This is a genomic window from Mycetocola sp. 2940 (assembly GCF_040548835.1).
Classification (GTDB): Bacteria; Actinomycetota; Actinomycetes; order Actinomycetales; family Microbacteriaceae; genus Mycetocola_A.
This window is the reverse complement of sequence record NZ_JBEPSK010000007.1, coordinates 140,044-163,069: the sequence shown is the minus strand read 5'-3', so window position 1 is coordinate 163,069 and position 23,026 is coordinate 140,044. Positions and strand designations below refer to the sequence as shown.

Here is a 23,026-nt window from a genome sequence, read left to right as displayed (position 1 = left end):
GTCGCCCCGTGGCAGAAGTGTGCTGGCCCGTTTGTGACGGACCAACACACCTTACGCCCCGATCGCGCCCGATCCTAAATCCCGGGACGGATGCCAGGAGCCACGGCCGGCGGCAGCCAGCGAACGCGTCGGATTCAGCCGCGCAGCTCCCGGAGCAGGACGGCGGTCGCGACGGCGGCTTCAGCGGCTTCGCGACCCTTGTCTTCCTTCGATCCGGGCAGGCCGGCGCGATCGATGCCCTGCTGTTCATCGTCGAGGGTGAGCACGCCGAACCCGACCGGCTTGCCGGTCTGGAGGGTGACGTGCGTGAGGCCGGAGGTCGCGGCATCCGACACGTATTCGAAGTGAGGTGTTCCGCCGCGGATGATCACCCCGAGCGCCACGACCGCATCGGCGCCCGCCTCGAGCGCCACCTTCGCGGCGACGGGCAGCTCGAAACTGCCCGGGACCCGGACGAGGCGGTGGGATGCTCCGCTCTCGTCGAGTGCCCGGGTCGCGCCCGCGATCAGCCCGTTGGTGATCTCTTCATGCCAGTGCCCGGCGATGACGACGATGTCGAGGCCGGTGCCGTCGACGTTGAGTTCGGGGGATCCTTCACCGCTCATGATGTTGTCCTGCTTTCCTGGCCAGCGGCCGTAATTGCTGTCGGAGTGAATTCGTGGCCCATCCGGTCACGTTTGGTTTCGAGGTAGGTCTCGTTGAACGCGCCGACGCCGACGACGAGCGGCACCCGTTCGGTGACCCTCACGCCGTACTCCTCGATCTGGCGGACCTTCTCGGGGTTGTTCGTGAGCAGCCGGATGCTGGTCACGCCCAGGTCGTGGAGGATCGAGGTGGCGGCCAGGTAGTCCCTGGCGTCGGCGGGCAGGCCGAGCGCGAGGTTCGCGTCGAGGGTGTCGAGTCCGTCTTCCTGCAGTTTGTACGCCCGCAGTTTGTTGATCAGACCGATGCCTCGGCCCTCGTGACCGCGCAGGTAGATCACGACGCCGCCGTGGCGCTGGATGGCGTCGAGGGCGGTGTCGAGCTGGGGGCCGCATTCGCACTTGAGTGATCCGAAAGCCTCCCCGGTCAGGCACTCGGAGTGCACGCGGACGACGGCGCCCGGTGCGGCGTAGTCGCCGGCCAGGATGGCGACGTGGTCAGCGCCGGTGTTGCGGTCGCGGTACGCGCGCACCCGGACGGTGCCGTGCGTGGTCGGCACGCTCGTCTCGACCTCGAACAGCACCGGCGACGCCGTCGACACGGGTTCGCGGTCGTCGACCTCGTAGTCCCCGGCGGCGATCAGGCCTGTGGATCCCGCGGGCGACGCTTCACGGGCGTTCATGTACTCGATGAGCGCGGCGATGGTGACCACCGGCAGGCCGTCGCGCTCGCCGAGGGCGATGAGCCCCGGCAGCCGCATCATGTCGCCGTTGTCGTCGACCACCTCGCAGATCGCGCCGACGGGGGTGAGCCCCGCGAGGATCATCAGGTCGACGGCAGCCTCGGTGTGGCCGGCGCGCTGACGCACTCCTCCGTCGACGGCGCGGAGCGGCACGATGTGCCCGGGGCGGATGAGATCGGTGGGCACGGCATCGGGGTTGCCGAGGGCGCGCAGGGTGTGTGCCCGGTCGGCGGCGCTGATGCCCGTGGTGATCCGGTCACTGGCGTCGACGGTGATCGTGTACGCCGTCTGCCGCAGATCCTGGCTCTTGTCGACCATGATCGGCAGTTCCAGCCGGTCGGCGATCTCGTTCGTCATCGGCGCGCAGATGTACCCGCTCGTGTTGCGCACGGTCCAGGCGACCCAGTCCCGGGTGGCGAGTTCGGCGGAGAGGATGACGTCGCCTTCGTTCTCGCGTCCTTCGTCATCGGCGACGAGCACCGGCTTGCCCTGGCGAAGCGCGGCAAGCGCTTCAGGGATTGTGGCGAGGCTCATGCGTCGCTCCTTTCGCCGGCGGGCTGCGCCGTCGGCATCCGATCCTGGACGGACTGGAGTGCGAGCATGCGCTCCACGTGCCTGGCCAGGATGTCCGTTTCAATGTTGACCCGGTCGCCGACGACGCGCCCGCCCAGGGTCGTCGCGGTGAGGGTCTCGGGGATGAGCGACACTTCGAACCACTGGTCGGGTTCGACGGCGGGGGAGACGGCGCTCACGGTGAGCGAGATGCCGTCGATCGCGATCGAACCTTTGTCGGTCACGAGGCGGGCCAGTTCGGGGGCGAGGCTGAACCGCACCACGCGCCAGGCGCTTCCTTCGGTGATCGCCAGGACCGTCGCCGTGCCGTCGATGTGGCCCTGCACGATGTGACCGCCGAGACGGTCGCCCACTTCGGCCGCGCGTTCGAGGTTGACCCGGCGACCGGGCGCCACGCCGTCGAGCGTCGACATGGCGAGGGTCTGGGCCATCACGTCGACGGTGAACGAGTCCGCCGTCTGCTCCACGACCGTGAGGCACACGCCCGACACCGAGATCGAGTCGCCGTGCTTCGCGCCGGTCACGGCGAGGGGACCCCGGACCGTGAGGCGGGCGGCATCCGCGGTTCGGTCGACCGACGTGACCTCGCCGATCTCTTCGATGATTCCGGTGAACATGTCAGGAGTGTCCTTTCGGGCGGGCGATGACGAGGAGGTCGTCGCCGAGGGTGTGCACGCTGTCGACGGCGAGCCGCCGGGCGTCTGAGATCGAGCCGACGCCGATGTCGGTGAGCGCCGTCCGGCTGCCGCCGAGCAGGACTGGGGCAAGGTAGATGAGGTACTCGTCGACGAGCCCTGCGGTGATGAACGCGCTGATCAGCGTCGGTCCGCCTTCGAGGAACAACGACCGGATGCCGCGCGCGTGCAGGTCGGCGAGGTCGGCGGGGAGGTCGTCGCCGGCGAAGCGCAGTGCTCGGCGCGGGTGCACGTGCAGGGCAGCCGATTCGGGCAGGTCCCGGTGGCCGAACACCACCGGTGTCGGTTGCGCCGGGTAGAGCGTTCCGGATGCCGTCCGTGCGGTCAGCGCCGGATCGTCGGCGACGACCGTGCCGGTTCCGACGCCGATGGCGTCGGCCGCCGCGCGGCGGGCGTGGACGTCGGCGCGGGCCTCAGGGCCGGTCACCCACTGGCTGGTGCCGTCGTCGGCGGCGGCGCGGCCATCGAGGCTCTGTGCCCACTTGGCGATGACGAAGGGGCGACCGAGGCGGGCGGCGACGAGCCAGCTGCCGAGGAGCGCTTCGCCTGCGGAGTGCAGCACTCCGGGAGTGACGCCGACGCCGGCCGCGCGGAGCCGGTCCGCGCCGCTCCTGGAGTGCTCTCCCGGGTCGTCGACGGAGTAGACGACGTAAGCGAGTCCCGCGTCGATCAGGGCCTGGGCGCAGGGCCCGGTGCGGCCGGTGTGGTTGCACGGCTCGAGCGTGACGACGGCGGTGGCGCCACGCGCCGCGTCCGGGGCAAGGTGCGACAGCGCGTCGGTTTCGGCATGGGCGGTGCCGGCGCCACGGTGCCAGCCTTCGGCGATCACCGTGCCGGCCTCGTCGAGGATCACGCAGCCGACCTGCGGGTTCACTCCCCGGGCGGGGCCGCGACGCGCGAGCTCGAACGCCCGGCGCATGGCCTCGGACAGCACAGCCATGCTCAGACCGGCGGGTGCAGGCCCGGAGCTTTCGGTGGTGTGGCGGGGCGCCATCGGATCTCTTCTCGTTGTCGAACGAGCCCCGGGGTGCCGCGATCGGCGGGTGAGTGCCGTCGACGACCGCGGAACAGGGGTCGTGAGACGATCCTGCGACGCGCGTGCTGCCTCCCATCCGGACTCGAGCCGAGCCGCTTGCGCAACCTGACCCATAACCGTCGGTACCGGAATTTCACCAGTTCAATTCCGCACACTGCTGGGCGGAACTCGCGGACTATCACCGCCGGTTCGGACTCTCACCGACCCCGGAGCACGTTATTCGTTGTGTCTATCGTAGGACCAACGCGGGAGGCATCGCGATATTCCCCGGTCATATGACGCCGTGCGCGCCGCCCCGGCTTCGTTCAGGCGGCGAGGATCTGCCGGGCGGTGCCCGAATCGACGATGAGGTCGGTGACGAGACCGGCGGCGAGGGCGCCGCGCAGCGTCTGCAGTTTGCTCTCGCCGGCCACCACGCACACGCGACGCGAGATGCCGCGCAGGACGTCGAGGCTGGGCCCGCTCGACCTGTCGTTCAGCGGGATGCCGTCGCTCGAGCCGTCTTCGCGGTAGAACACGGTGGCGATGTCGCCGACCACCCCGGTCGCCCGGAGCTGGGCGAAATCCTCGTCGTCGAGGTAGCCGCCGATGTAGACGTGGCTCGGCACGCCGGCGAACGGCGACCCGAGACCGAAGACGATGGCGTCGAGCGTCTTCTGCATTTCGACGACGCGGCTGATGCTGCGTTCGCGCCACAGCGCCTGCCTGGTGGCCGGGTCGTCGAACACGGCGGGCACCGGGAACTGCTGGACGGTCGCCCCGAACGCCGACCCGAACCGCGAGAGGATCTCGCTGGCGTAGAGGATGCCCGTTGTCCGCGGGTTCGCGGCACCGTTGAGCTGCACCACGGTGGAGTTGTGGGTCGGCTTGGCAAGCAGGTGCCGGGACAGCGCGCTCATCGTCGACCCCCAGGCGACTCCGAGCGACATGTTCGAGTCGACGAAGCCGCCGAGAATCCGTGCAGCGGAGAGCGCCACCCGGTCGAGCCGTTCGACGTCGCTGGTCTGGTCGGGCACCGGGACGACGTGCGCGGTGACGCCGAATTGCGCGCGGATGTCGCCCTCGAGCTGCCGGGGCATGTCGAGGGGGGAGCGCACCTGGATCTCGACCAGGCCGGTCTCGCGGGCATGGTCGAGAAGCCGGGAAACCGTCGAACGGGAGGTGTGGAGCTCGTGCGCGATGGCATCCATCGTCAGGTCCTGCAGATAGTACAACTGGGCCGCGGTGAGGGCGTCCCTCGTCTTCGGGCTCAGCTGCTCGGCTTTGGTCGGGCTCATTCCACGGCTCCTTGCACGTTTGTGCATCCGGTTTGCACGTTGGTGAATATACCCGAACAATCGAGAGACCACGAGCAAGCACGGACACGGCGGCCACGCCGGTTCCGTCGCCAGAGGAGAGCACAGCAATGAAGCAGCCAGCAACGCAGCCAGGCCACCAGCGGGCATCCGTCGAGAGCCTGCGGAACCGACCGAGCGCCCGGGTGCTCGTGATCGGCGGAGGAATCAACGGCCTCGCGACCTTCCGTGACCTCGCCCTGCAGGGCGTGGACGTCGCGCTCGTCGAACGCGGCGACTACTGCTCCGGTGCGTCGGCGGCGTCGAGCCACATGATCCACGGGGGCATCCGTTACCTCGAGAACGGGGAGTTCCGGCTGGTCAAGGAGTCCGTCGCCGAACGCAACGGACTGCTCAGGATCGCCCCGCACTACGTGAAGCCGCTGCAGACGACGGTGCCGATCTTCTCCACCTTCTCCGGGATCGTCTCAGCCCCCCTCCGCTTCCTCACCCACAAGTCCGGCAAGCCGCAGGAGCGCGGTGCGCTGCTGATCAAAGTCGGGCTCGCGCTCTACGACTCCTTCTCCCGCGACGGCGGAACGGTGCCTCGGCACCGGTTCCTCGGCCGGAAGAAGGCGCTCGCCGCGCTGCCGCAACTCAACCCCGACCTCAAGTACACGGCGACCTACTTCGATGCGTCGGTGCACGACCCTGAACGGCTCGCCCTCGATGTGCTGCGCGACGGGCTCGACGCCGGCCCCCATGCCCGTGCCGCGAACTACGTCGAAGCCGTCGGCTTCGACGGCGGCGCGGTCCTGCTGCGTGACGGCGTCAGCGGCGAGGAGTTCTCGTTCCAGGCCGAGGTCGTGATCAACGCGTCCGGGCCGTGGACCGACCTCACCAACACCGCGCTCGGGCAGAGGAGCGCCCTGATGGGCGGAACCAAGGGGTCGCACATCGTCCTCGACAACCCGGACCTGCTCGCCGCGACCGGCGGGCGTGAGATCTTCTTCGAGCACAACGACGGCCGCATCGTCCTGATCTACCCGCTCAAGGGCAAGGTCCTCGTCGGCACCACCGACATCGACGCCGATCCCGCCGAGCCGGCGGTCTGCACCGACGACGAGGTCGACTACTTCTTCGAGCTCGTGAAGCACGTGTTCCCGGCCGTTTCGGTTCGCCGGGACGACATCGTCTACCGGTTCAGCGGCATCCGCCCCCTGCCCGGGCACGGCGACCTGGAACCCGGCTTCGTCTCCCGGGACTACCGGATCGTGCCGACCGCCCTCGGCTCGGGCACCATGCTCAGCCTCGTCGGCGGCAAATGGACCACGTTCCGTGCGCTCGCCGAGCACCTGGCGACCGAGGCGCTCGACCTCCTCGGGGCGGCCCGGACCGTGTCGACGGCCGGAATGCCGATCGGCGGAGGATCCGGTTTTCCGGTGACGGATGCCTCGATGCAGGTCTGGGTCGCCGACAACTCCCGCGAGCTGGGCCGGGCCCGTGCTCTCCAGCTGCTGGAACGGTACGGTACGCGCGCCACGGGTCTCATCGAGGAACTCGCCGAGGCCGGGGACGATCGGCTGCACAACGCGCCGGACTACAGCGTGCAGGAGATCGCCCGGCTCGCCCGCACCGAGCACGTGGTCCACCTGCTCGATGTGCTGCAGCGACGAACGAGCATCGCGTTCACCGGTGGAGCCTCAACCGCGCTCCTGGAGGAGCTCGCCGCGCTTTTGGCCGGAGTGCTCGGCTGGACCGAGCAGCAGGCCGAGAACGAGGTCCAGGCCGCGTCCGAAATCCTGCGCACTGTGCACGGCGTGCAGCTGAATCCCCGCCAGGTGAACGCCGGCATGTAAAAGCGCCAGTGAACTGGGCAATAACTGCACGCATTCTCATCTGACCCACTTGTTTCGCGCTGTCAAAGGTCGATACGTTGCACGGGGGTCGAAAACCACCGCCCCTCGGGGTCACCGCCGTGGCGGAATTAGCAAGGAAGGTCAACGTGGACGTTACTTTAGGAAACATCTTTCTCTCGGAGGTCGTGGGGACCGCGCTCCTCATCCTGCTCGGTGCTGGCGTCGTCGCCAACGTCGTGCTGGCGAAGACGAAAGGCTTCAACGGCGGCTGGCTCCTGATTAACTTCGGGTGGGGTTTCGCCGTTTACGTCGGTGTGCTCGCCGCCTACCTGTCCGGTGCGCACCTGAACCCGGCGGTCACCGTCGGGCTGATCACCGCTGGTACCACGGAGTTTGTGGACGGCATCCCGGTGGACTTCGCGTCGACGTTCACTTACTTCGGCGGTGAGATGGTCGGAGCCTTCCTCGGTGCCGTCCTCGCCTGGGTGACGTACAAGAAGCACTTCGACGCCTCGGACGATGCCGGCGCGAAACTCGCGGTGTTCTCGACCGGCCCGGCGATCCGCAGCTACGCCTGGAACCTCATCACTGAGATCATCGGCACCTTCGTGCTGGTCTTCGCCGTGCTGTCATTCGGCCGCGGGGGTAGCGGCGACCTCGATGAGGTCGCCGCTCCGGGGCTTGCCGCACTCGGCGCGCTGCCCGTTGCGATCGTCGTTATCGCCATCGGTATCTCGCTCGGTGGCCCGACCGGATACGCGATCAACCCCGCACGTGACCTCGCCCCGCGCATCGCCCACGCCATCCTGCCGATCAAGGACAAAGGCTCGAGCGACTGGAGCTACGCCTGGGTGCCCGTCGTCGGGCCGCTGCTCGGTGGCGCGATCGCCGGCTGGGCATCCCTTGTGCTGCTGCCGGTCGTCGGCGCCTGATCCGGTCCTCTGCCGGCGGCGAGCCGGCCTCTTCGTGAAAACCATGCATTGCCAACAAAGGAGTTACCTATCATGGCGGACTACGTCCTCGCAATCGACCAGGGAACGACCAGTTCCCGGGCCATCATCTTCGACAAGTCAGGGTCGATCATCTCGACCGGGCAGTTGGAGCACGAACAGATCTTTCCCAAGGCCGGATGGGTCGAACACGACCCCGCGGAGATCTGGAACAACACGCGTGAGGTCATCGGCCAGGCGCTCTCCAAGGCCAGCCTGACGCGGCACGACATCGCCTCGATCGGCATCACCAACCAGCGCGAGACCGCTGTCGTCTGGGACAAGACCACCGGCAAGGCGGTCTACAACGCGATCGTCTGGCAGGACACCCGCACCCAGTCGATCGTCGACCGGTTCGCGGCCGACGGCGGCGTCGAGCGATTCAAGCAGAAGGTCGGCCTGCCGCTCGCCACCTACTTCTCGGGCACGAAGATCGTCTGGATCCTCGAGAACGTCGACGGCGCACGCGAAAAGGCGGATGCCGGCGACCTGCTGTTCGGAACCACCGACAGCTGGGTGCTCTGGAACCTCACCGGAGGAACCGACGGCGGCGTCCACGTCACCGACGTCACCAACGCCAGCCGGACACTGTTCATGGACCTTGAAACCCTGCAGTGGGACGACGAGATCCTCTCGGTGTTCAACGTGCCGAGGTCGATGCTGCCCGAGATCAAGTCCTCGAGCGAGGTGTACGGCACCGCCCACAGTTCGAGCCTTCTCCGCGAGACCCCGATCGCCGGCATCCTCGGCGACCAGCAGGCGGCGACCTTCGGCCAGGCGGCGTTCGACACCGGCGAGTCGAAGAACACCTACGGCACCGGCAACTTCCTCATCTTCAACACGGGCGAAGAGATCGTCCACTCGAAGAACGGCCTGCTCACCACGCTCGGCTACAAGCTCGGCGACGCGAAACCGCACTACGCGCTCGAGGGTTCGATCGCCGTGACCGGTTCGCTCATCCAGTGGCTCCGCGACAACCTCGGCATCATCAGCTCGTCACCCGAGGTCGAGACGCTCGCCACCACGGTCGACGACAACGGCGGGGTCTACATCGTCCCGGCGTTTTCGGGACTGTTCGCCCCGTACTGGCGCCCGGAGGCCCGCGGTGTGATCGTCGGCCTGACCCGGTTCGTCAACAAGGGACACATCGCCCGGGCAGCGCTCGAAGCGACGGCGTTCCAGACCCGGGAGGTGCTCGACGCCGTCAACGCCGACTCCGGTGTCGACCTGACGGAGCTCAAGGTCGACGGCGGCATGGTCGCGAACGACGCCCTCATGCAGTTCCAGGCGGACATCCTCAACGTGCCGGTCGTCCGCCCGGTCGTGGCGGAGACCACGGCGCTCGGTGCCGCCTACGCGGCGGGACTCGCGGTCGGTTTCTGGGCCAACCTCGACGAGCTGCGAGCCAACTGGCAGGAGGACAAGCGCTGGGAGCCGTCGATGGCCGACGAGGACCGCGACCGCCAGATGCGCCTGTGGAAGAAGGCCGTCAGCAAGTCGTTCGACTGGGTCGACGAAGACGTGTCGTAACACGAGTCCCACCGAACGGGCCCGTCCTCCACGCGGAGGGCGGGCCCGTTCGTCGTGAGGGGCGCCGAGGTGCCGAACTTTGTCCTCCGTCGGGCTCGCGAACGACGTTGTGTGGCAACTCGCCATCACGAACGACGTTGTGTGGCAACTCGAGTCGGCTGCGCGAGCGCCTGGGCGCGAGTGACCCTCTGGGACCCGATCGATGGAGTTACAGCTCGTCGAGCGACCCGATCACGCGCACGCCCGCGTCACGGGCGACCTCGAACGGGTTCTCGGACTCCTGCCCGTGACCGATCCCGCCGACGACGACATCGTCGCCGAAGCGGTTCAGCCACACACCCTCTAATCCAGCGGATGCCGCGCCGACGGCATCCGTCAACAGCCGGTCCCCGACGTACAGGGCGTCCTCCGGGGCGACGTCGAAGAGGCTGCAGGCGTGCAGGAAGATCGCTGGGTCGGGTTTGGCGACGCCGACGCTTCCCGACGCGATCACATGCTCGAACCGGGCGCCGAGGCCGGTGCGTTCGAGCTTGACCCGTTGGTAGTCCGCCTCACCGTTGGTGATCACGCCGAGGCGCACGCCGGCATCCGCCAGCCGGTCCAGGCACGGGACAGCGTCGTCGAAGAGTTCCCAGGCGCCCCGGTAGCTTTCGAAATAGGTGTCGAACCAGGCGTCAGCCTCGACCGCAGACAGGGTGACGCCGTGCGCGGCAGCGAAGTCGCGGGCGCGGGCGCGTCGCTGCCCGGCGAAGGTGAGTTCCTTCGAGAGGTAGCGGTGGTAGTGGCGGTCCTCGAGCTCATGCCAGAGAGCGACGGAGCGGTCACGGTCGTGGAGGGGGAACGCCCCGGTCGAATCGACGTGGCGGAGGATGCCGCGCGACACGGCACCGCGGTGATCCATCAGCGTGTCGTCAAGGTCGAAAAGTGCGAGCCTCGTCATCGAACGAGTGCCTCCGCGGGCCACCCGTCGGCCGGGCCGGGCAGATCCGCCCGGGTGAGTTCCGCACGGTGGCTCGGCGGGAACTCACCGAACCTGTCGATTCCGCTGCGCCCGGTGCCGATATAGCGAAAGCCGGTTCGCTGGGCGACGAGGGCTGAACTGGCGTTGCCCACCATGGCCTCCCACCGGATCGAGGTGTTCGAGGCGCGGCCGGGGATGTCCCACTGGCCGGTGAAGAACCACTCGGCGACGGCGCGGACCGCTTCGGGCATGTAACCGTGCCCGCGCCACGGCGCGCCCAGCCAGAACCCGATCATGGCCTGGGTGTCGTTCCAGTCACGCAGCGAGATGACCCCGAGGATGGTGGGTTCGCCACTGCGTCGGATGGCCCAGGTGAGTTCCTTGCCGCTCGACCAGCCCGGGTCCACCACGCGGGCGAGAAAGCTTTCCGCGTCGGACAGGGCGTACGGCTGCGGCACGGTGGTGAACTGCTGGATCAGCGGGTCCTGGCAGTAGGCGTAGACGAACGGGATGTCCCGTTCGGTCGGCGCGTCGAGGATCAACCGGTCTGTTTCGAGGCGCACGACATCCATGGCCCCAGCTTACCGAGGGGCGACGGCCCGGTCCGACGGCGACGCTCGGGGCGGCCCGGGGCACTCCTGATCCATGCGCACAACTCCGCCAACCCGCTGAAGCCCGGTACCACCGTCCGCGAGATCCAGGCCGTGCCGGCGGGTGCCAGCGAGGATCCGGCGGAGTTCTGCCCCGTGGGCCAGGGTCACCCGACGGGGCCGTTGCGGTAACGGGACGCGCACGTCGTCCCTCCACAGCCGGATCGAAGCACGGTGGACTCCACCGATCTCCCGCACGCCGTTCCTGACGCCTCCGGGCGGCCACTCTCGCCGGATGAGTTACTTGCGCATTTTCGAACAGACCGGAATTCTCATCGCGAGCCGTGACGAACTGCTCGGGGCAGGCGCCAACGGCAGGGTCCTCACCCGGGATGTCCGCGACGGCCGACTTCTCCGGATCTACCGCGACCATTACGCGCTCCCCGGCACGTCGGAGCAGGTCATCCGCGCGGTTCGGGTCGGCGGCAGGCTCGCCTGCGTGTCTGACTTGGCCGACCGAGGAGTCTTCGTCTTCAGAGACCATCCCGGTCACATCCACCTCGAACGTGGTGCGTCGAGGCTCCGAAGCCCCGGGGACCGGTATGTGTCGCTGGCGAAGGGAAATCGTGACGGCGTGGAACTGCACTGGCACCCTCTTCTCTGCCCGGACGATGCGACAGCCCATGCCGTCGCCGCGATCGATTCCGTGGCACAGGCCATGCGCTGCCAGCCGCCGCGAATGGCCGTCGCGACCCTGGACAGTGCGCTCAACAAGCGCATCATCACCCCCGAAGACGTGCGGCTGATCTTTGCGTCACTTCCCCCGCGGTTCCAGCCCATCCAGGCCCTCAGCGACGGGCGGGCAGAAGCCGGCTCTGAAACGATCGTGCGCCTGCTCGTGCGGGCGCTCGGTCTCCAGTTCGATATCCAGGTGTTCATCGACGGGGTGGGGAGAGTCGATTTGCTGATCGAGGGCTGCCTGGTGGTCGAGGCCGACAGCCGTGCCCATCATTCGGCGTTGGATCGGTATGTCGTCGACCGCGAGCGCGACACGACCCTCGCCATCCTGGGGTACATGTCACTGCGGCTGCGCAACGAGACGATCATGTATCGGCCGGAGAGGGCCGTCGCCGCGATCAACGGACTGCTGCGGGCGCGGAACCACTTCCGCACCGTGCTGGTGTGACCCGGACCGCGGTGCGGGGTGCCGGTGAGAATGTGCGCGCAAGTCCGGCTGTCGGCTCTTTGAGTGGGGTCCGAAACCCGAACTCCTGCCAGTTCTGCCGGTTGGCACCCGCGGAGTGGCGGAGTTGTGCGCGCTTGGACGTGGAGCCCGGACCCCGGTACGCGTTCGGGCCAGCCGGGCCAGCCGCCGCGCTCGATCGCTGACTCTGCTGGTCGGCCGCTGCGGTCGGTCCTGATGCCGCTGGTCGGCCGCATCGGTTGGTTCGTAACTCCGCCAATCGGCGTGGCATCCGGGGTCGACCGCCGGAACGTTTGGTGCTCCGCCCGCTGGTTGCCACGGATCGGCGGAGTTATGCGCAAGCCACTCCGGGGTCAGCGGCGCAGGAGCCCCACGCGCTCGTACGCCAGCGCGAGCGTCTTCTCGGCGACCTCGTTCGCCTTCGCCGCGTTGACGGCAAGCAGCCGGTCGAGTTCGGCCGGGTCGTCGAGCAGTTCGAGGGTGCGGGCGCGCACCGGCTCGAAGACAGCGTTCACCGCGTCGACGACACCCTTCTTCAGGTCGCCGTAGCCGCGGCCGGCGTATTCGTCCACGATCGCGTCGATCGTCCACCCCGACATGGCCGAGAAAATGGTGAGCAGGTTGGAGACCCCGGGCTTCGTCTCCCGGTCGAACCGGATGCTGGCGTCGTCATCGGTCACCGCGCGCATGATCTTCTTCGCATTGACCTTGGGGTCGTCGAGCACCTTGATCAGCCCGGCCTCGCTCTCGGACGACTTCGACATCTTCGCCCCAGGGTGCTGCAGGTCGTAGATCTTGGCCGTTTCCTTGAGGATGATCGGCTCAGGCACGAGGAAGGTGTCGCCGAACCGGCTGTTGAACCGCCCGGCGAGGTCGCGGGAGAGTTCCAGGTGCTGGCGCTGGTCCTCGCCGACCGGCACGACGTTGGTCTGGTACAACAGGATGTCCGCGGCCATGAGCACCGGGTAGGTGAAGAGCCCGACCGTGGTCGAGTCGGCCCCGAACCGCGCCGACTTGTCTTTGAACTGGGTCATCCGGCCGGCCTCGCCGAACCCGGTGATGTTGTTGAGCACCCACGACAGCTGGGCGTGGGCGGGAACGTGTGACTGCACATACAGCGTGCTCTTCGCCGCGTCGATCCCCGCGGCGATGTACTGCGCCGCCGTCGAGCGGGTACGCGCACGAAGCTCGTCCGGGTTCGGTGAACTGGTCAGCGCATGCAGGTCGACGACGCAGTAGTACGCGTCGAACTCCGCCTGGAGGGCAACCCACTGCTGCAGCGCGCCGACGAAGTTGCCGAGGTGGAGCGAATCGTTCGATGGCTGCATTCCTGAGAACAGGACGGGCTTGGTCATGGGGGTCCTTCGGTTGGTGTGCCCTGGCGGGCGAAAGGTCAGTGTCAGGCGGATGCCACGCGGGTGGCGTCAGCGTCAGATCGCGTAGTCGACGAGAACGGGGGCGTGGTCGGACCATCGCTCGGCGTGGCTGGCCGCCCGGTCGACGCGGTAGTCGACGACGGTGGCGGCCAGAGCCGGGGTGGCGACGTGGTAGTCGAGCCGCCAGCCGGTGTCGGTGTCGAAGGCGCGGCCGCGCTGGGACCACCAGGTGTACGGGCCATCGACCTCGCCCGCCCACGTGCGGCCGACGTCGACCCAGCCCAGGCCGCGACCGGCCGTGCCGTCCACACAGGCGACGTCTTCGCCGAGAGGACCGAAGAACCGATCGAAGTACGCGCGTTCCTGCGGCAGGAAGCCGGCCTTCTTCACGTTCCCTTTCCAGTTGCGAATGTCGAGTTCACGGTGGCCGACGTTCAGATCGCCGAGCACCACCGCGTACTCCGAGTGGGCGGCGAGCTCAGGAAGCCGGGAGGTCATGGCATCCAGGAATTTGTACTTCTCGAGCTGCTTGGGAGTGTTGTCCTCGCCTGAGTGCACGTAGGTCGAGACGACCGTGATGATCGAGCCGTTGACGTCGTAGTCGGCCTCGAGCCAGCGGCCGGCGCTGTCGAACTCCACGGCGCCGAGTTCGACCCGGTGGATCGATGCCTTGTTGCGGCTGAGCAGGGCGACGCCGGCCCGGCCCTTTGCCGTGGCCGGGTCGTGCAGGATGTCCCAGTCCGGGCCGAAAAGCGCCTCGAGGTCGCTGGTCGCCGCGCGGACCTCCTGCAGGGCGAGGATGTCGACTTTCGCGGCGTCGAGCCAGTCGCCCATTCCCTTGCGAAAAGCCGCGCGGACCCCGTTGGTGTTGACGGAGGCGATGCGAACGGTGGCGGGAGACGACATGAATCCAGCTTAGATCAGGGCACCGAGCCCGCCAGCAAGGCGCTATGCGTCAAGTGGGTCGCCCAAAATCGGGGTCAGGGGGCAGAATAGGAGCACAGGTGCGGGGCCCGTGCGCGGGGGAGTCGCCTGCACCGTTTTCTCGAGGGGCACCGTGAATACTGCAGAACGCGAACAGCCGTCCGCTTATCGCTACGCGATGACGAACACAGGGACACCCTGGATCTACATCGTCGGCGAGAAGCTCCTGGTGGCGCTGAGGACGCCGTCGGAACCGGCGATCGTCGAACGGCTCTGGTCGCTGGTCTGCTCGCCGTCGACGACCTTCGAGGACGCCCTCCGCGTCATCCCCAACACCTCGGGCGGCGAACCCGCCTCGTTCGTCGCCCTCGAACGGTCCAGCGGAAACGGCAGCGTGAAGCTCCTCGTCCACGGCGATGCGGTCGTCGACGCGCACACCGGCGGACGGTGGACCCGCATCACCTCGGGCGACCAGCCCTGGCGGCGCGACGAACTGAGCGGTGTCGAGGCGGTCGCAGCCGGAGGGCTGACCGGCGAGCCCGGGTCCCCGGTCTCCGGTGTGTCGTTTCCCCTCGGCTCCGGCGTGATCGTGGCCAACCGCATCGACTGGGTCGCCGATCCAGGGTCGATCGCTGCTCCTGCCCGAGCGGATGCCGCCGCATCCGCGTCACCGGTGCCTCCAGCGCAGTCCCACTTCCGTCCTGCGCCCGCCGACACCCACACGATCATCCGGCCGCCCGCGCAGCGGGTCCGGCCCGAGGACGACCCGGCGATGCGTCACGACGGCGAGACGGTGCTGCGCCGCGACATCGCCCCGCCGATCCAGGACGAGACGGTCCTGCGCGAGGCGCCGCTCGTTCCCGACGACCCGAAGACCCTGCTCTACGGGTTCCGCATCAACGGCGGCCAGGCCTACCCGCTGGATGCCGTGCACTATTTCGGCAGGAACCCGCGTCAGCCGCGCATCCCCCTGCCGGATCCCTCCCGGCTCGTGCCGGTGGTCTCCGGGTCGAAATCGGTCTCCGCCACCCACCTCGAGATCAAGCAGATCGGCGACTCGATCGTCGCCACCGACCTGAAATCCACGAACGGAACCTCCGTCATCCCGCCGCACGGCCACTGGCGTCGCCTGCGCCAGGGCGAGTCCGTCGTCGTGGCCCCCGGCACCTTCATCGACATCGGCGACGGCAACGTCATCGAGATCTTGCCCCCCTGGCCGGGGGTATAGCCCCGACGGGGCTTTACTTACACTGGGAAGGTAGGGGATCCCTTGGATCGACCTGCAATCGAGCCTTCCCCTCCACACCATCGAAGGAAGGGAGAGGCCTGTGTCCCGCCGCCTGCCATCCCAGCCGCCGCAGCTGCCCGGCTTCTCCTTCGTGCGCATCCTGGGCTCCGGCGGGTTCGCCGACGTGTTCCTCTATGAGCAGGACAACCCGAGGCGCCAGGTCGCCGTCAAGGTGATGCTGAGCGAATACGTCAACGCCGACGTGCGCCGGATGTTCCAGGCGGAGGCCGACCTGATGGCCCAGCTGAGCGCCCACCCCGCGATCCTGACCGTGTACCAGTCGGGCGTCGCGGCTGACGGCCGGCCGTACCTCGTCATGGAACTCTGTTCGTCGTCGATTGGGCAGCGTTACCGCGACGAACCGCTGTCGGTGTCCGAAACCCTTCGCATCGGCATCAAGATCGCGAGTGCGACCGAGACCGCGCACCGGGCCGGGGTGCTGCACCGCGACATCAAACCGTCCAACATCCTCATGACCGCGTACGGCAACCCGGTGCTCAGCGACTTCGGCATCGCCGGAACGGTCGGCGAATCGAACCCCGACGAGACGGTGGGGATGTCCATTCCCTGGTCGGCGCCCGAGGTGCTGCAGAACGAGACCAACGGAACGGTGGCGAGCGAGGTCTGGTCGCTCGCGGCCACCATCTACTCGCTGCTCGCCGGGCGCGCGCCGTTCGAGCTGCCCGGGCAGGACAACACCTCGGCGGACCTGATCACCCGGGCGAGCAGGGGCAAACCCCAGCCCATCGCCCGCGACGACGTGCCCGACCGGCTGGAACACGTCCTCGCCCGCGCCATGTCGCGCCGTCCTGAGGCACGGCAGCAGTCGGCCATGGAGCTCATCCACGAACTGCAGGCGGTCGAGGCCGAGCTGGGGCTCCCGCCGACCCAGCCGGACGTCGCCGTCGACGACTGGATCTTCAGCCCCGTCCACGACGCCGACGACCGGACACGCGTCAACCCGATCCGCACGGTCGAACCCGGGCGCCGACGGCGACGGAACCCGGATGCCACACGGCAGCCAGGAGCGACCCGCCTGGCGACTGCCGAGGCGACCCCGCTCAGCGACCGCCGCCCGCTTCGCCGGGCGGCACCGCTCAGCCGGTCCTTCACGCTGGCGATCGTCGCCTGCTCCGCGCTGGTGATGCTGCTCGCCGTGACGACGGTGTTCGTCGTCGTCCGCCTCTCGCCGGGGAGCGGCATCCCGACCGTCGCGAACATCTCCGCCGAGGTGCGGGACTCGAGTGTGGAGTTCACCTGGGCGGACCCCGGGATCAACGCCTCGGACTCCTACGAGATCCGCCCGAACGGCGGGATCCCGAGCATCCAGCGCGCCGCCGAATTCACCGTCGACGCCGAACCCGGCGAACGGGTCTGCGTCACCGTGCTCGTGAACCGTGAGGGCAAACTCGGCCCGCCGAGCGCCGAGAAATGCGTCGACATTCCTGAGGGCAGCGGATGATGTTCCGGCAGTGGTTCCGGTCACGGCGCTCCGTCATCGCCACGCTGACGAGCAGCACAGCGCTCTTCGCGCTCATCGCCACCATCGCGGTCATCTCGACCGGGTACCGGGCGGAGCAGCTCGACCTCGGTGACGGGGCGGTCTGGGTCGTCAACGAGGAGCGGCAGGCCGTCGGCCGGGCGAACACGCAGGTCTTCGAACTCAACGCCGGCATCAAGGCGGAGTCCGAACAGCTCGACGTCCTGCAGGAAGGCGAAACCGTCCTGCTCCTCAACGCCGGCCGGAGTTCCCTCGACATCATCGACCCGGCCACGGCGAGCATCGTCGAAAGCGTTCCCCTCCCGCCGGGGACGACCGACGTGCACCTCGCGGACGGCCGGGTGACCGTCCTCGCCGACGGCGACGTCTGGCTGGTCCCTGTCGACGACCTGCCGACCTTCGACGCGGAAGCCGACCCCACCCTCTCGTTCGGGCCCGGAGCGATCGGCTCTGTCGCTCCCACCGGCGCCCTCTTCGTCTTCTCTCCCGACGCCGCGGAGCTGTACCGGGTCGCCGCCGGCGAGGACACCGTTGGCGCGACCACCCGGGTCGACGTCGGGGACGACGCCGACGAGTTCCAGCTGACGTCGATCGGCTCCGACCCCGTGCTGCTCGACGTCGACGGCAACCGGCTGATCGTGCGCGGGGACACGGTCGACCTGGGCGCCGCCGCCGGAGCGGTGCTCCCACGGCCGTCGGCGACCGGCTCCGCGGTGCTCCTCGGCATCGACGGCGGGCTGCTGTCTGTCCCGATGTCAGGCGGAGAGCCCACAGAAGTCGTCACCGGCACCTCCGGGGCACCGGTGCGCCCGGTCACTGTCGCCGACTGCGACTACGCGGCCTGGTCCGGCGGTGACGTGTTCGAACGATGCGGCCGGTCCACGGGGGAGACGAGGATCGGCACCGCCGGCAGCTCGAGCCTGCAGTTCCGCTCCAACGGCGACCACGTCGTGCTCAACGACGCCGCCTCCGGTGCGTCCTGGGCCGTGCAGGCCGAGAACCAGCTGATCGACAACTGGGACGAACTGATCCGGGTCGACGAGAACGAGCAGGAGATCGACGACAACCAGGAGGACACCCCGCCCGAGTACGAGCAGACCCAGCTCCCGCCGACCGCCGTGCCGGACGCGCTGGGCGCCCGGGCCGGAAAGACCTCTCCCCTTCCGGTCCTGCTGAACGACATCGACCCGAACGGTGACGTGCTGATGATCAGCAGGTTCACGCCGCTCGCCGAGTCGTCGGGCAGGCTCGACCTGGTGAACAACGCCCAGCAACTGCAGGTGACGCTGGCCCCGGATGCCGTCGGCGAGCTGCAGTTCGACTACACCATCACCGATGGCCGGGGCGGTTCGTCCACGGCGACGGTCACCCTCTCGGTGAAAGCGTCCGACGACAACGGTCCGCCCGCCCAGGTGCGCACGTCGAAGGCGTCGGTCGCCGCCGGCGGCCGGTTCACCGCGTCGACGCTCGGAGACTGGGTCGACCCGGACGGTGACCCGTTCTACCTGACGCAGGCGAGCGTCCCCGCCCCGGATCAGGTCCAGTTCACACCGGACGGCACGGTGATCTACACCGACGCGGGCGCCGGCGGCACGCTGAAGGAGATCGCGCTCGTGGTCTCGGACGGGACGGCTGACGGTTCCGGGCGGTTCACGGTGACCGTGTCTCCTCCCGGCGAGGTGCCGATCATCGCTGAGCCGTTCCCCGTTCTCGCGTATGCCGGGCAGGAAGTCGTGGTGTCCCCGCTCCCGCACGTGCGCGGTGGATCCGGTCCGCTGCGCCTGGTCAACGTGCCCGCGAAAGCCGGGGCGACGATCACGCCCGACTACGACGGAGGCACATTCCGCTTCGTGAGTTCCGAGGCGCGCACCCACACCCTCGAATACGCCGTCACCGACGGCAACCGCACCCAGACCGGAATCGTCAGGATCGACGTCATCGCTCCGCCGGACGCCGCCGCCGCGCCGGTCACTGTGCTGCACACCGCATACATCCGCGAACAGAGCACCGAACGCGTCGACGTCCTCGCCGGTGACTTCGACCCCGCCGGCGGCGTTCTCGTCGTCACGGGCGTGCTCAACGTGCCTGAAGAGTCGGGTCTCCGGGTGGAGATCCTCGAACAACGGATCCTCCGGGTCACGCTGACCATGCCGCTCGACGCGCCGGTCTCGTTCAATTACCGCGTCTCGAACGGCACCACCGAGGCGACGGGCACCGTCACCGTGATCCAGATCCCCACCCCGGCCGTGCGCCAGCCGCCGGTCGCCTACCCGGACACAGTGTCCGTGCGCGTGGGTGACGCCATCGACATCCCGGTCCTCGAGAATGACACCCATCCGGACGGGGAAACGCTCGACCTCGACCCGACGCTGAGCACCAGCCTCCCGGACGACGCGGGCCTCCTGTTCGCCTCCGAGCGGGTGCTCCGGTACCTCGCACCGGACAAGCCGGGAAACTTCACCGCCACCTACCGCGCGCTCGCTCCCGACGGCCAGTGGGCAGACGCCGTGGTGACGCTGAACGTGCGCGAGGTCGATGCGGCGAACAACGCAGCCCCCGTTCCCCGGACCGTGATCGCCCGCGTGCTGAGCGGAGAGCGGGTGCGGATCTCGATCCCGCTCTCCGGCATCGACCCTGACGGCGACTCTGTGCAACTCGTCGGGCAGGCGTCCAACCCCGACAAGGGATCGGTCGTCGGTGCGGGGGAGGACTGGTTCGACTACGAAGCCGGCGCATACTCGACGGGCACCGACAGCTTCACCTACACGGTGATCGACGCGCTGGGCAGCCAGGCGACCGGTACCGTCCGCATCGGGGTGAGCGGCAAACTCGACGGATCGCGGGTCCCGATCGCGGTGGCGGACGAGCTGGTCACCCGACCTGACAGCACCGTGGCCGTCCAGGTCCTCGCCAACGACTCCGATCCAGACGGCGGAACCCTCACCGTGACATCCGTCGTTCCCACCGGGGACGGAGCCACCGCCAGGATCGACGGGGAACTCGTGCGGGTGACGGTGCCGGATGCCGAGGGCCGGTTCGGTTTCGTCTACGAGATCGAAAACCGCTGGGGCAACACGTCGACGAACTTCCTCACCGTGGTGACGCGGGATGACGCGCCCCTCGCCCGCCCGGTTCCCGCCGACGTCGTCCTCACCCTCGACGACATCCTCGAGACGTCGACGATCGACGTCAGCGTTCTGTCGCGGGTGTTCTTCGCCGACGGCCCGGTGTCGCGTCTTTCCGTCTCGCTCCCGATGGCCGACGGAAGCGCCGAGGTCCTGGCGAACAAGCGCGTGCGCGTCACCGTGACCGAGACGTCCCAGATCATCCCCTTCACCGTCAGCCGCCCCGATGATGAGGACATCAGCGCCACCGCGTTCATCTGGGTGCCCGGACTCGACGACGCCCTGCCGCAGCTGCGCGCGGGCGTCGAACCGATCACGGTGATGAGCGGCGAACCGGTGACCATCGACATCAACGACTACGTTCTCGCGGCGGGCCGGAAGGACGTGCGGTTGACGGATGCCGCCAACGTGCGGGCCACGAACGCGAACGGGAGCGAACTGGTCACCGACGCCGACACGATCACCTACACGAGCGCCGAACGGTACTTCGGCCCGGCATCGGTGTCGTTCGAGGTGACGGACGGGTCGAGCGCGACCGACCCGGACGGGCGCGTCGCCACCATCGTGCTGCCGATCACCGTCACTCCCAGGGACAACCAGCCGCCGGTCTTCGCCGGAGGGCAGCTCGACTTCGAGCCGGGGCAGGAGAAGGTCATCGAACTGCCCAAGCTCACCACCTACCCCTACGCCGACGACGTCGACGAACTCGTCTATACGATCCTCGACCCTCGACCCGCCGGATTCACCGCCACCATCTCCGGGCAGGTCCTGACCCTCACGGCCGCGGAGGATCTGCCGGTCGGGGCCGAACGAGGGATCCTGATCGGCGTCCGCGATGCCGTGAACGAGGGCTCGGCCGGGCGGATCGTCCTGAACGTGACACCCTCGACGCGGCCGATCGCCGTTCCCGCGGCCGACACGGTGACGGTGCAGCGCGGCACGACCGCGGAGGTGGACGTGCTGCAAAACGATGCGGCAGCCAACCCGTTCCCCTCGACCCCGCTTCGCGTCGTCGCCGTCAGCGGGCTCGGTGGGGCGCTCCCTGCCGGCGTCACCGTCTCCCCGAGCGGCGACAACCGCCGGTTGAGCGTCACGGTGGGCCGGGAGGCGGCGGCGGCAGACACGACGCTGCAGTACCAGGTCGCGGATGCCACGGGCGACCCGTCGCGGTTCGCCTGGGGCACCGTGCAGATCTCGGTGCAGGACCGACCGGACCCGGTGGCGAACGTGCGGGTGACCGGGTTCAGCGACGCATCCGTCTCGCTCGCGTGGGAGCCCGGTGCGGCCAACAATTCGCCGATCACGGGTTTCAGCGTCGAACTGTTCAATGCCGGATCAGGAGCCTCGCTGGGGGTGACCAGCTGCGCATCGACGACGTGTGACATCCCCACCCCCGGGAACGGGCGCGACAACGCGGTCCGGGCCGGGATCTCCGCCATCAACGGCATCGGAGCGTCAGACGCCCAGGGGCTGCCCGAGCCCGTCTGGTCCGATGTCATTCCCCCCGCGCCGACCGGCCTCACCGCGGCGCCGCTCGACGGCGGGCTGCGGATCAGCTGGACTCCGGTGTCCGCCGGGCGCGGAAGCTCGGTCAAGAACTACGTCGTCACCGTCGGCGGGGCGGCGCCCGTGGATGTCAGCGCCAGCCGGTGCTCGTCCTCCCTGTGCTCGTACGAGGTCGGCGGGTTGGCGAACGGCTCATCGGTGCCGTTCTCGGTTTCCGCCCGCAACGACGCGTACCCCGCCCTGTCGACCTGGAACTCGGCGTCAGCGGCCGGAACACCGTACGGCGCACCCCGTGCCGGGGGCATAGCTGTCAACGGGAACGCAGCGAACGGCACCGTGACCGTCAGCTGGGACGCGTTCGCCGGCAACGGCGACGCCATCGCCGGCTATTACGTTCAGCTGCTGAGTTCAGGTGAGGCGCCCTCCGGTGCTGCTGCCTGCACGGTCTCGTCGCCGGCGCCAGGTTCGCCGACCGCTCCTGGCGGCGCGAATGCGCTGGAGACACGGTCAACCGCCCCGGGCACCACCAGTACGACGTTCGCCGGGTTGGACGCCGCCGACACGGCGTACTCGTTCGTCGTGTGGGGACACAACCGGGCCGGATGCGTCGCCACCGAGGTCCGCAGTGCCACGCTGCGACCGTCGCCCCCTGCGGTGACGGCGATTCAGGGCGACATGGTCTGGACCGACGAGCAGGAGGACACGCGGGACTATTACATTTCGTCGGTCGCCCCGGCCGGTTACGGCTACGAGATCCGCAGCCCGGGCGGAGCATGGCAGCCGTTCGACGGGTCCGGCTTTCCGCGCCAGCTGCTCGGCGGGGGGTTCGGTGAAACGGTCTCCTTCGAGGTCAGGACGGTCAGTCAGTACGGCGACCTCCGGCTGTTCGGCGGAGCCCTCGCCGGGAGCGCACCGACCCCGTCGATCACGCTCGTTCCCGACGGCCTGAGCTACGCAGCCGAGGTCGCCACCTGGACCTGGACCGGAGACCCGCCGAACGGTGGGATCGCCGCGGCCTACTCCTGTGGCGCCGCCAACGACCCCGCCATCACGGGAACAGCGGGCCCGAACTCCTGCACCTTGAGCGCGCTGCCCGCCGACGGGCAGGCGTGGCTCGACGTCAGCGTCCCGGTCGACGGGGCGACACTGGTCAAACGATATTTCACGCCATGATGGTTCCTGCACCCGCTCGCCACCGACGATCCCCGGAA

General features: G+C 68.7%; 16 protein-coding genes and 1 riboswitch. Of the genes, 7 read left to right on the top strand and 9 right to left on the bottom strand.

Annotation, left to right across the window (positions count from 1 at the left end; all coding sequences use genetic code 11):
• Positions 1 to 134: 134 nt before the first annotated feature.
• The 5 genes from ribH to ABIE24_RS11880 form a co-directional block, all read right to left on the bottom strand.
• Positions 135 to 605, bottom strand: coding sequence for a 6,7-dimethyl-8-ribityllumazine synthase (gene ribH / locus ABIE24_RS11900; RefSeq protein WP_354499902.1), 471 nt, complete (start codon positions 603 to 605; stop codon positions 135 to 137).
• Positions 602 to 1,918 carry a GTP cyclohydrolase II gene (ribA, locus tag ABIE24_RS11895; RefSeq protein WP_354499900.1) on the bottom strand — a complete coding sequence of 439 codons (1,317 nt, stop codon included), beginning with the start codon at positions 1,916 to 1,918 and terminating at the stop codon, positions 602 to 604. The genes ribH and ribA overlap by 4 nt, the downstream gene beginning before the upstream one ends.
• On the bottom strand, positions 1,915 to 2,574 hold the full coding sequence (locus tag ABIE24_RS11890; protein ID WP_354499898.1) for a riboflavin synthase: 660 nt from the start codon (positions 2,572 to 2,574) through the stop codon (positions 1,915 to 1,917). Before ABIE24_RS11890 ends, ribA begins: the two co-directional genes overlap by 4 nt.
• Position 2,575: 1 nt before the next feature.
• The gene (gene ribD, locus ABIE24_RS11885; RefSeq protein ID WP_354499897.1) at positions 2,576 to 3,592 is read right to left on the bottom strand and encodes a bifunctional diaminohydroxyphosphoribosylaminopyrimidine deaminase/5-amino-6-(5-phosphoribosylamino)uracil reductase RibD; all 1,017 of its coding nucleotides are present in this window, start codon (positions 3,590 to 3,592) and stop codon (positions 2,576 to 2,578) included.
• A gap of 155 nt (positions 3,593 to 3,747) precedes the next feature.
• Positions 3,748 to 3,906: riboswitch (FMN riboswitch) on the bottom strand.
• Positions 3,907 to 3,993: 87 nt separating this feature from the next.
• Positions 3,994 to 4,965 carry a sugar-binding transcriptional regulator gene (locus ABIE24_RS11880; RefSeq protein ID WP_354499895.1) on the bottom strand — a complete coding sequence of 324 codons (972 nt, stop codon included), beginning with the start codon at positions 4,963 to 4,965 and terminating at the stop codon, positions 3,994 to 3,996.
• Between the two features lie 128 nt (positions 4,966 to 5,093).
• Here ABIE24_RS11880 and ABIE24_RS11875 point away from each other — a divergent pair, with 128 nt between their 5' ends.
• The 3 genes from ABIE24_RS11875 to glpK all read left to right on the top strand — a co-directional run bounded on the left by ABIE24_RS11875 (position 5,094) and on the right by glpK (position 9,340).
• Complete coding sequence (locus ABIE24_RS11875; protein WP_354499893.1) at positions 5,094 to 6,821, top strand: glycerol-3-phosphate dehydrogenase/oxidase; 1,728 nt, start codon at positions 5,094 to 5,096, stop codon at positions 6,819 to 6,821.
• 146 nt (positions 6,822 to 6,967) lie between these two features.
• The gene (locus tag ABIE24_RS11870) at positions 6,968 to 7,753 is read left to right on the top strand and encodes an MIP/aquaporin family protein (protein WP_354499891.1); all 786 of its coding nucleotides are present in this window, start codon (positions 6,968 to 6,970) and stop codon (positions 7,751 to 7,753) included.
• Positions 7,754 to 7,825: 72 nt separating this feature from the next.
• Positions 7,826 to 9,340, top strand: coding sequence for a glycerol kinase GlpK (glpK, locus tag ABIE24_RS11865; RefSeq protein ID WP_354499889.1), 1,515 nt, complete (start codon positions 7,826 to 7,828; stop codon positions 9,338 to 9,340).
• 208 nt (positions 9,341 to 9,548) lie between these two features.
• Here glpK and ABIE24_RS11860 read toward each other — a convergent pair whose 3' ends face one another.
• Both ABIE24_RS11860 and ABIE24_RS11855 read right to left on the bottom strand, forming a co-directional pair.
• Positions 9,549 to 10,280, bottom strand: coding sequence for an HAD family hydrolase (locus ABIE24_RS11860; RefSeq protein WP_354499887.1), 732 nt, complete (start codon positions 10,278 to 10,280; stop codon positions 9,549 to 9,551).
• The gene (locus ABIE24_RS11855) at positions 10,277 to 10,873 is read right to left on the bottom strand and encodes a GNAT family N-acetyltransferase (protein ID WP_354499885.1); all 597 of its coding nucleotides are present in this window, start codon (positions 10,871 to 10,873) and stop codon (positions 10,277 to 10,279) included. Before ABIE24_RS11855 ends, ABIE24_RS11860 begins: the two co-directional genes overlap by 4 nt.
• Before the next feature lie 313 nt (positions 10,874 to 11,186).
• On the opposite strand from ABIE24_RS11855, the gene ABIE24_RS11850 reads away from it, so the two are divergent.
• The gene (locus ABIE24_RS11850) at positions 11,187 to 12,077 is read left to right on the top strand and encodes an endonuclease domain-containing protein (protein ID WP_354499884.1); all 891 of its coding nucleotides are present in this window, start codon (positions 11,187 to 11,189) and stop codon (positions 12,075 to 12,077) included.
• Between the two features lie 371 nt (positions 12,078 to 12,448).
• On the opposite strand, the gene trpS is transcribed toward ABIE24_RS11850, so the two are convergent.
• Both trpS and ABIE24_RS11840 read right to left on the bottom strand, forming a co-directional pair.
• Complete coding sequence (trpS, locus tag ABIE24_RS11845; protein WP_354499882.1) at positions 12,449 to 13,450, bottom strand: tryptophan--tRNA ligase; 1,002 nt, start codon at positions 13,448 to 13,450, stop codon at positions 12,449 to 12,451.
• Between the two features lie 75 nt (positions 13,451 to 13,525).
• Positions 13,526 to 14,377: an exodeoxyribonuclease III gene (locus tag ABIE24_RS11840; RefSeq protein ID WP_354499880.1), complete on the bottom strand. Its 852-nt coding sequence runs from the start codon at positions 14,375 to 14,377 to the stop codon at positions 13,526 to 13,528.
• Positions 14,378 to 14,573: 196 nt separating this feature from the next.
• Between ABIE24_RS11840 and ABIE24_RS11835 the strand changes: the two genes are divergently transcribed.
• The 3 genes from ABIE24_RS11835 to ABIE24_RS11825 all read left to right on the top strand — a co-directional run bounded on the left by ABIE24_RS11835 (position 14,574) and on the right by ABIE24_RS11825 (position 22,988).
• The gene (locus tag ABIE24_RS11835) at positions 14,574 to 15,623 is read left to right on the top strand and encodes an FHA domain-containing protein (protein WP_354499878.1); all 1,050 of its coding nucleotides are present in this window, start codon (positions 14,574 to 14,576) and stop codon (positions 15,621 to 15,623) included.
• A 100-nt stretch (positions 15,624 to 15,723) separates the two neighbouring features.
• Positions 15,724 to 17,145: a serine/threonine-protein kinase gene (locus ABIE24_RS11830; protein WP_354499876.1), complete on the top strand. Its 1,422-nt coding sequence runs from the start codon at positions 15,724 to 15,726 to the stop codon at positions 17,143 to 17,145.
• Positions 17,142 to 22,988 carry an Ig-like domain-containing protein gene (locus ABIE24_RS11825; protein ID WP_354499874.1) on the top strand — a complete coding sequence of 1,949 codons (5,847 nt, stop codon included), beginning with the start codon at positions 17,142 to 17,144 and terminating at the stop codon, positions 22,986 to 22,988. Before ABIE24_RS11830 ends, ABIE24_RS11825 begins: the two co-directional genes overlap by 4 nt.
• Positions 22,989 to 23,026 lie beyond the last annotated feature (38 nt).

What these genes read in the sequence shown, in the direction of transcription:
- ABIE24_RS11860 (WP_354499887.1), bottom strand. Translation starts at nt 10,280, where the DNA reads ATGACGAGGCTCGCACTTTTCGACCTTGACGACACGCTGATGGATCAC.
- ABIE24_RS11825 (WP_354499874.1), top strand. Translation starts at nt 17,142, where the DNA reads ATGATGTTCCGGCAGTGGTTCCGGTCACGGCGCTCCGTCATCGCCACG.
- ABIE24_RS11875 (WP_354499893.1), top strand. Translation starts at nt 5,094, where the DNA reads ATGAAGCAGCCAGCAACGCAGCCAGGCCACCAGCGGGCATCCGTCGAG.
- ribA (WP_354499900.1), bottom strand. Translation starts at nt 1,918, where the DNA reads ATGAGCCTCGCCACAATCCCTGAAGCGCTTGCCGCGCTTCGCCAGGGC.
- ribD (WP_354499897.1), bottom strand. Translation starts at nt 3,592, where the DNA reads ATGGCTGTGCTGTCCGAGGCCATGCGCCGGGCGTTCGAGCTCGCGCGT.
- ribH (WP_354499902.1), bottom strand. Translation starts at nt 605, where the DNA reads ATGAGCGGTGAAGGATCCCCCGAACTCAACGTCGACGGCACCGGCCTC.
- ABIE24_RS11855 (WP_354499885.1), bottom strand. Translation starts at nt 10,873, where the DNA reads ATGGATGTCGTGCGCCTCGAAACAGACCGGTTGATCCTCGACGCGCCG.
- ABIE24_RS11880 (WP_354499895.1), bottom strand. Translation starts at nt 4,965, where the DNA reads ATGAGCCCGACCAAAGCCGAGCAGCTGAGCCCGAAGACGAGGGACGCC.
- ABIE24_RS11890 (WP_354499898.1), bottom strand. Translation starts at nt 2,574, where the DNA reads ATGTTCACCGGAATCATCGAAGAGATCGGCGAGGTCACGTCGGTCGAC.
- trpS (WP_354499882.1), bottom strand. Translation starts at nt 13,450, where the DNA reads ATGACCAAGCCCGTCCTGTTCTCAGGAATGCAGCCATCGAACGATTCG.
- glpK (WP_354499889.1), top strand. Translation starts at nt 7,826, where the DNA reads ATGGCGGACTACGTCCTCGCAATCGACCAGGGAACGACCAGTTCCCGG.
- ABIE24_RS11835 (WP_354499878.1), top strand. Translation starts at nt 14,574, where the DNA reads ATGACGAACACAGGGACACCCTGGATCTACATCGTCGGCGAGAAGCTC.
- ABIE24_RS11850 (WP_354499884.1), top strand. Translation starts at nt 11,187, where the DNA reads ATGAGTTACTTGCGCATTTTCGAACAGACCGGAATTCTCATCGCGAGC.
- ABIE24_RS11840 (WP_354499880.1), bottom strand. Translation starts at nt 14,377, where the DNA reads ATGTCGTCTCCCGCCACCGTTCGCATCGCCTCCGTCAACACCAACGGG.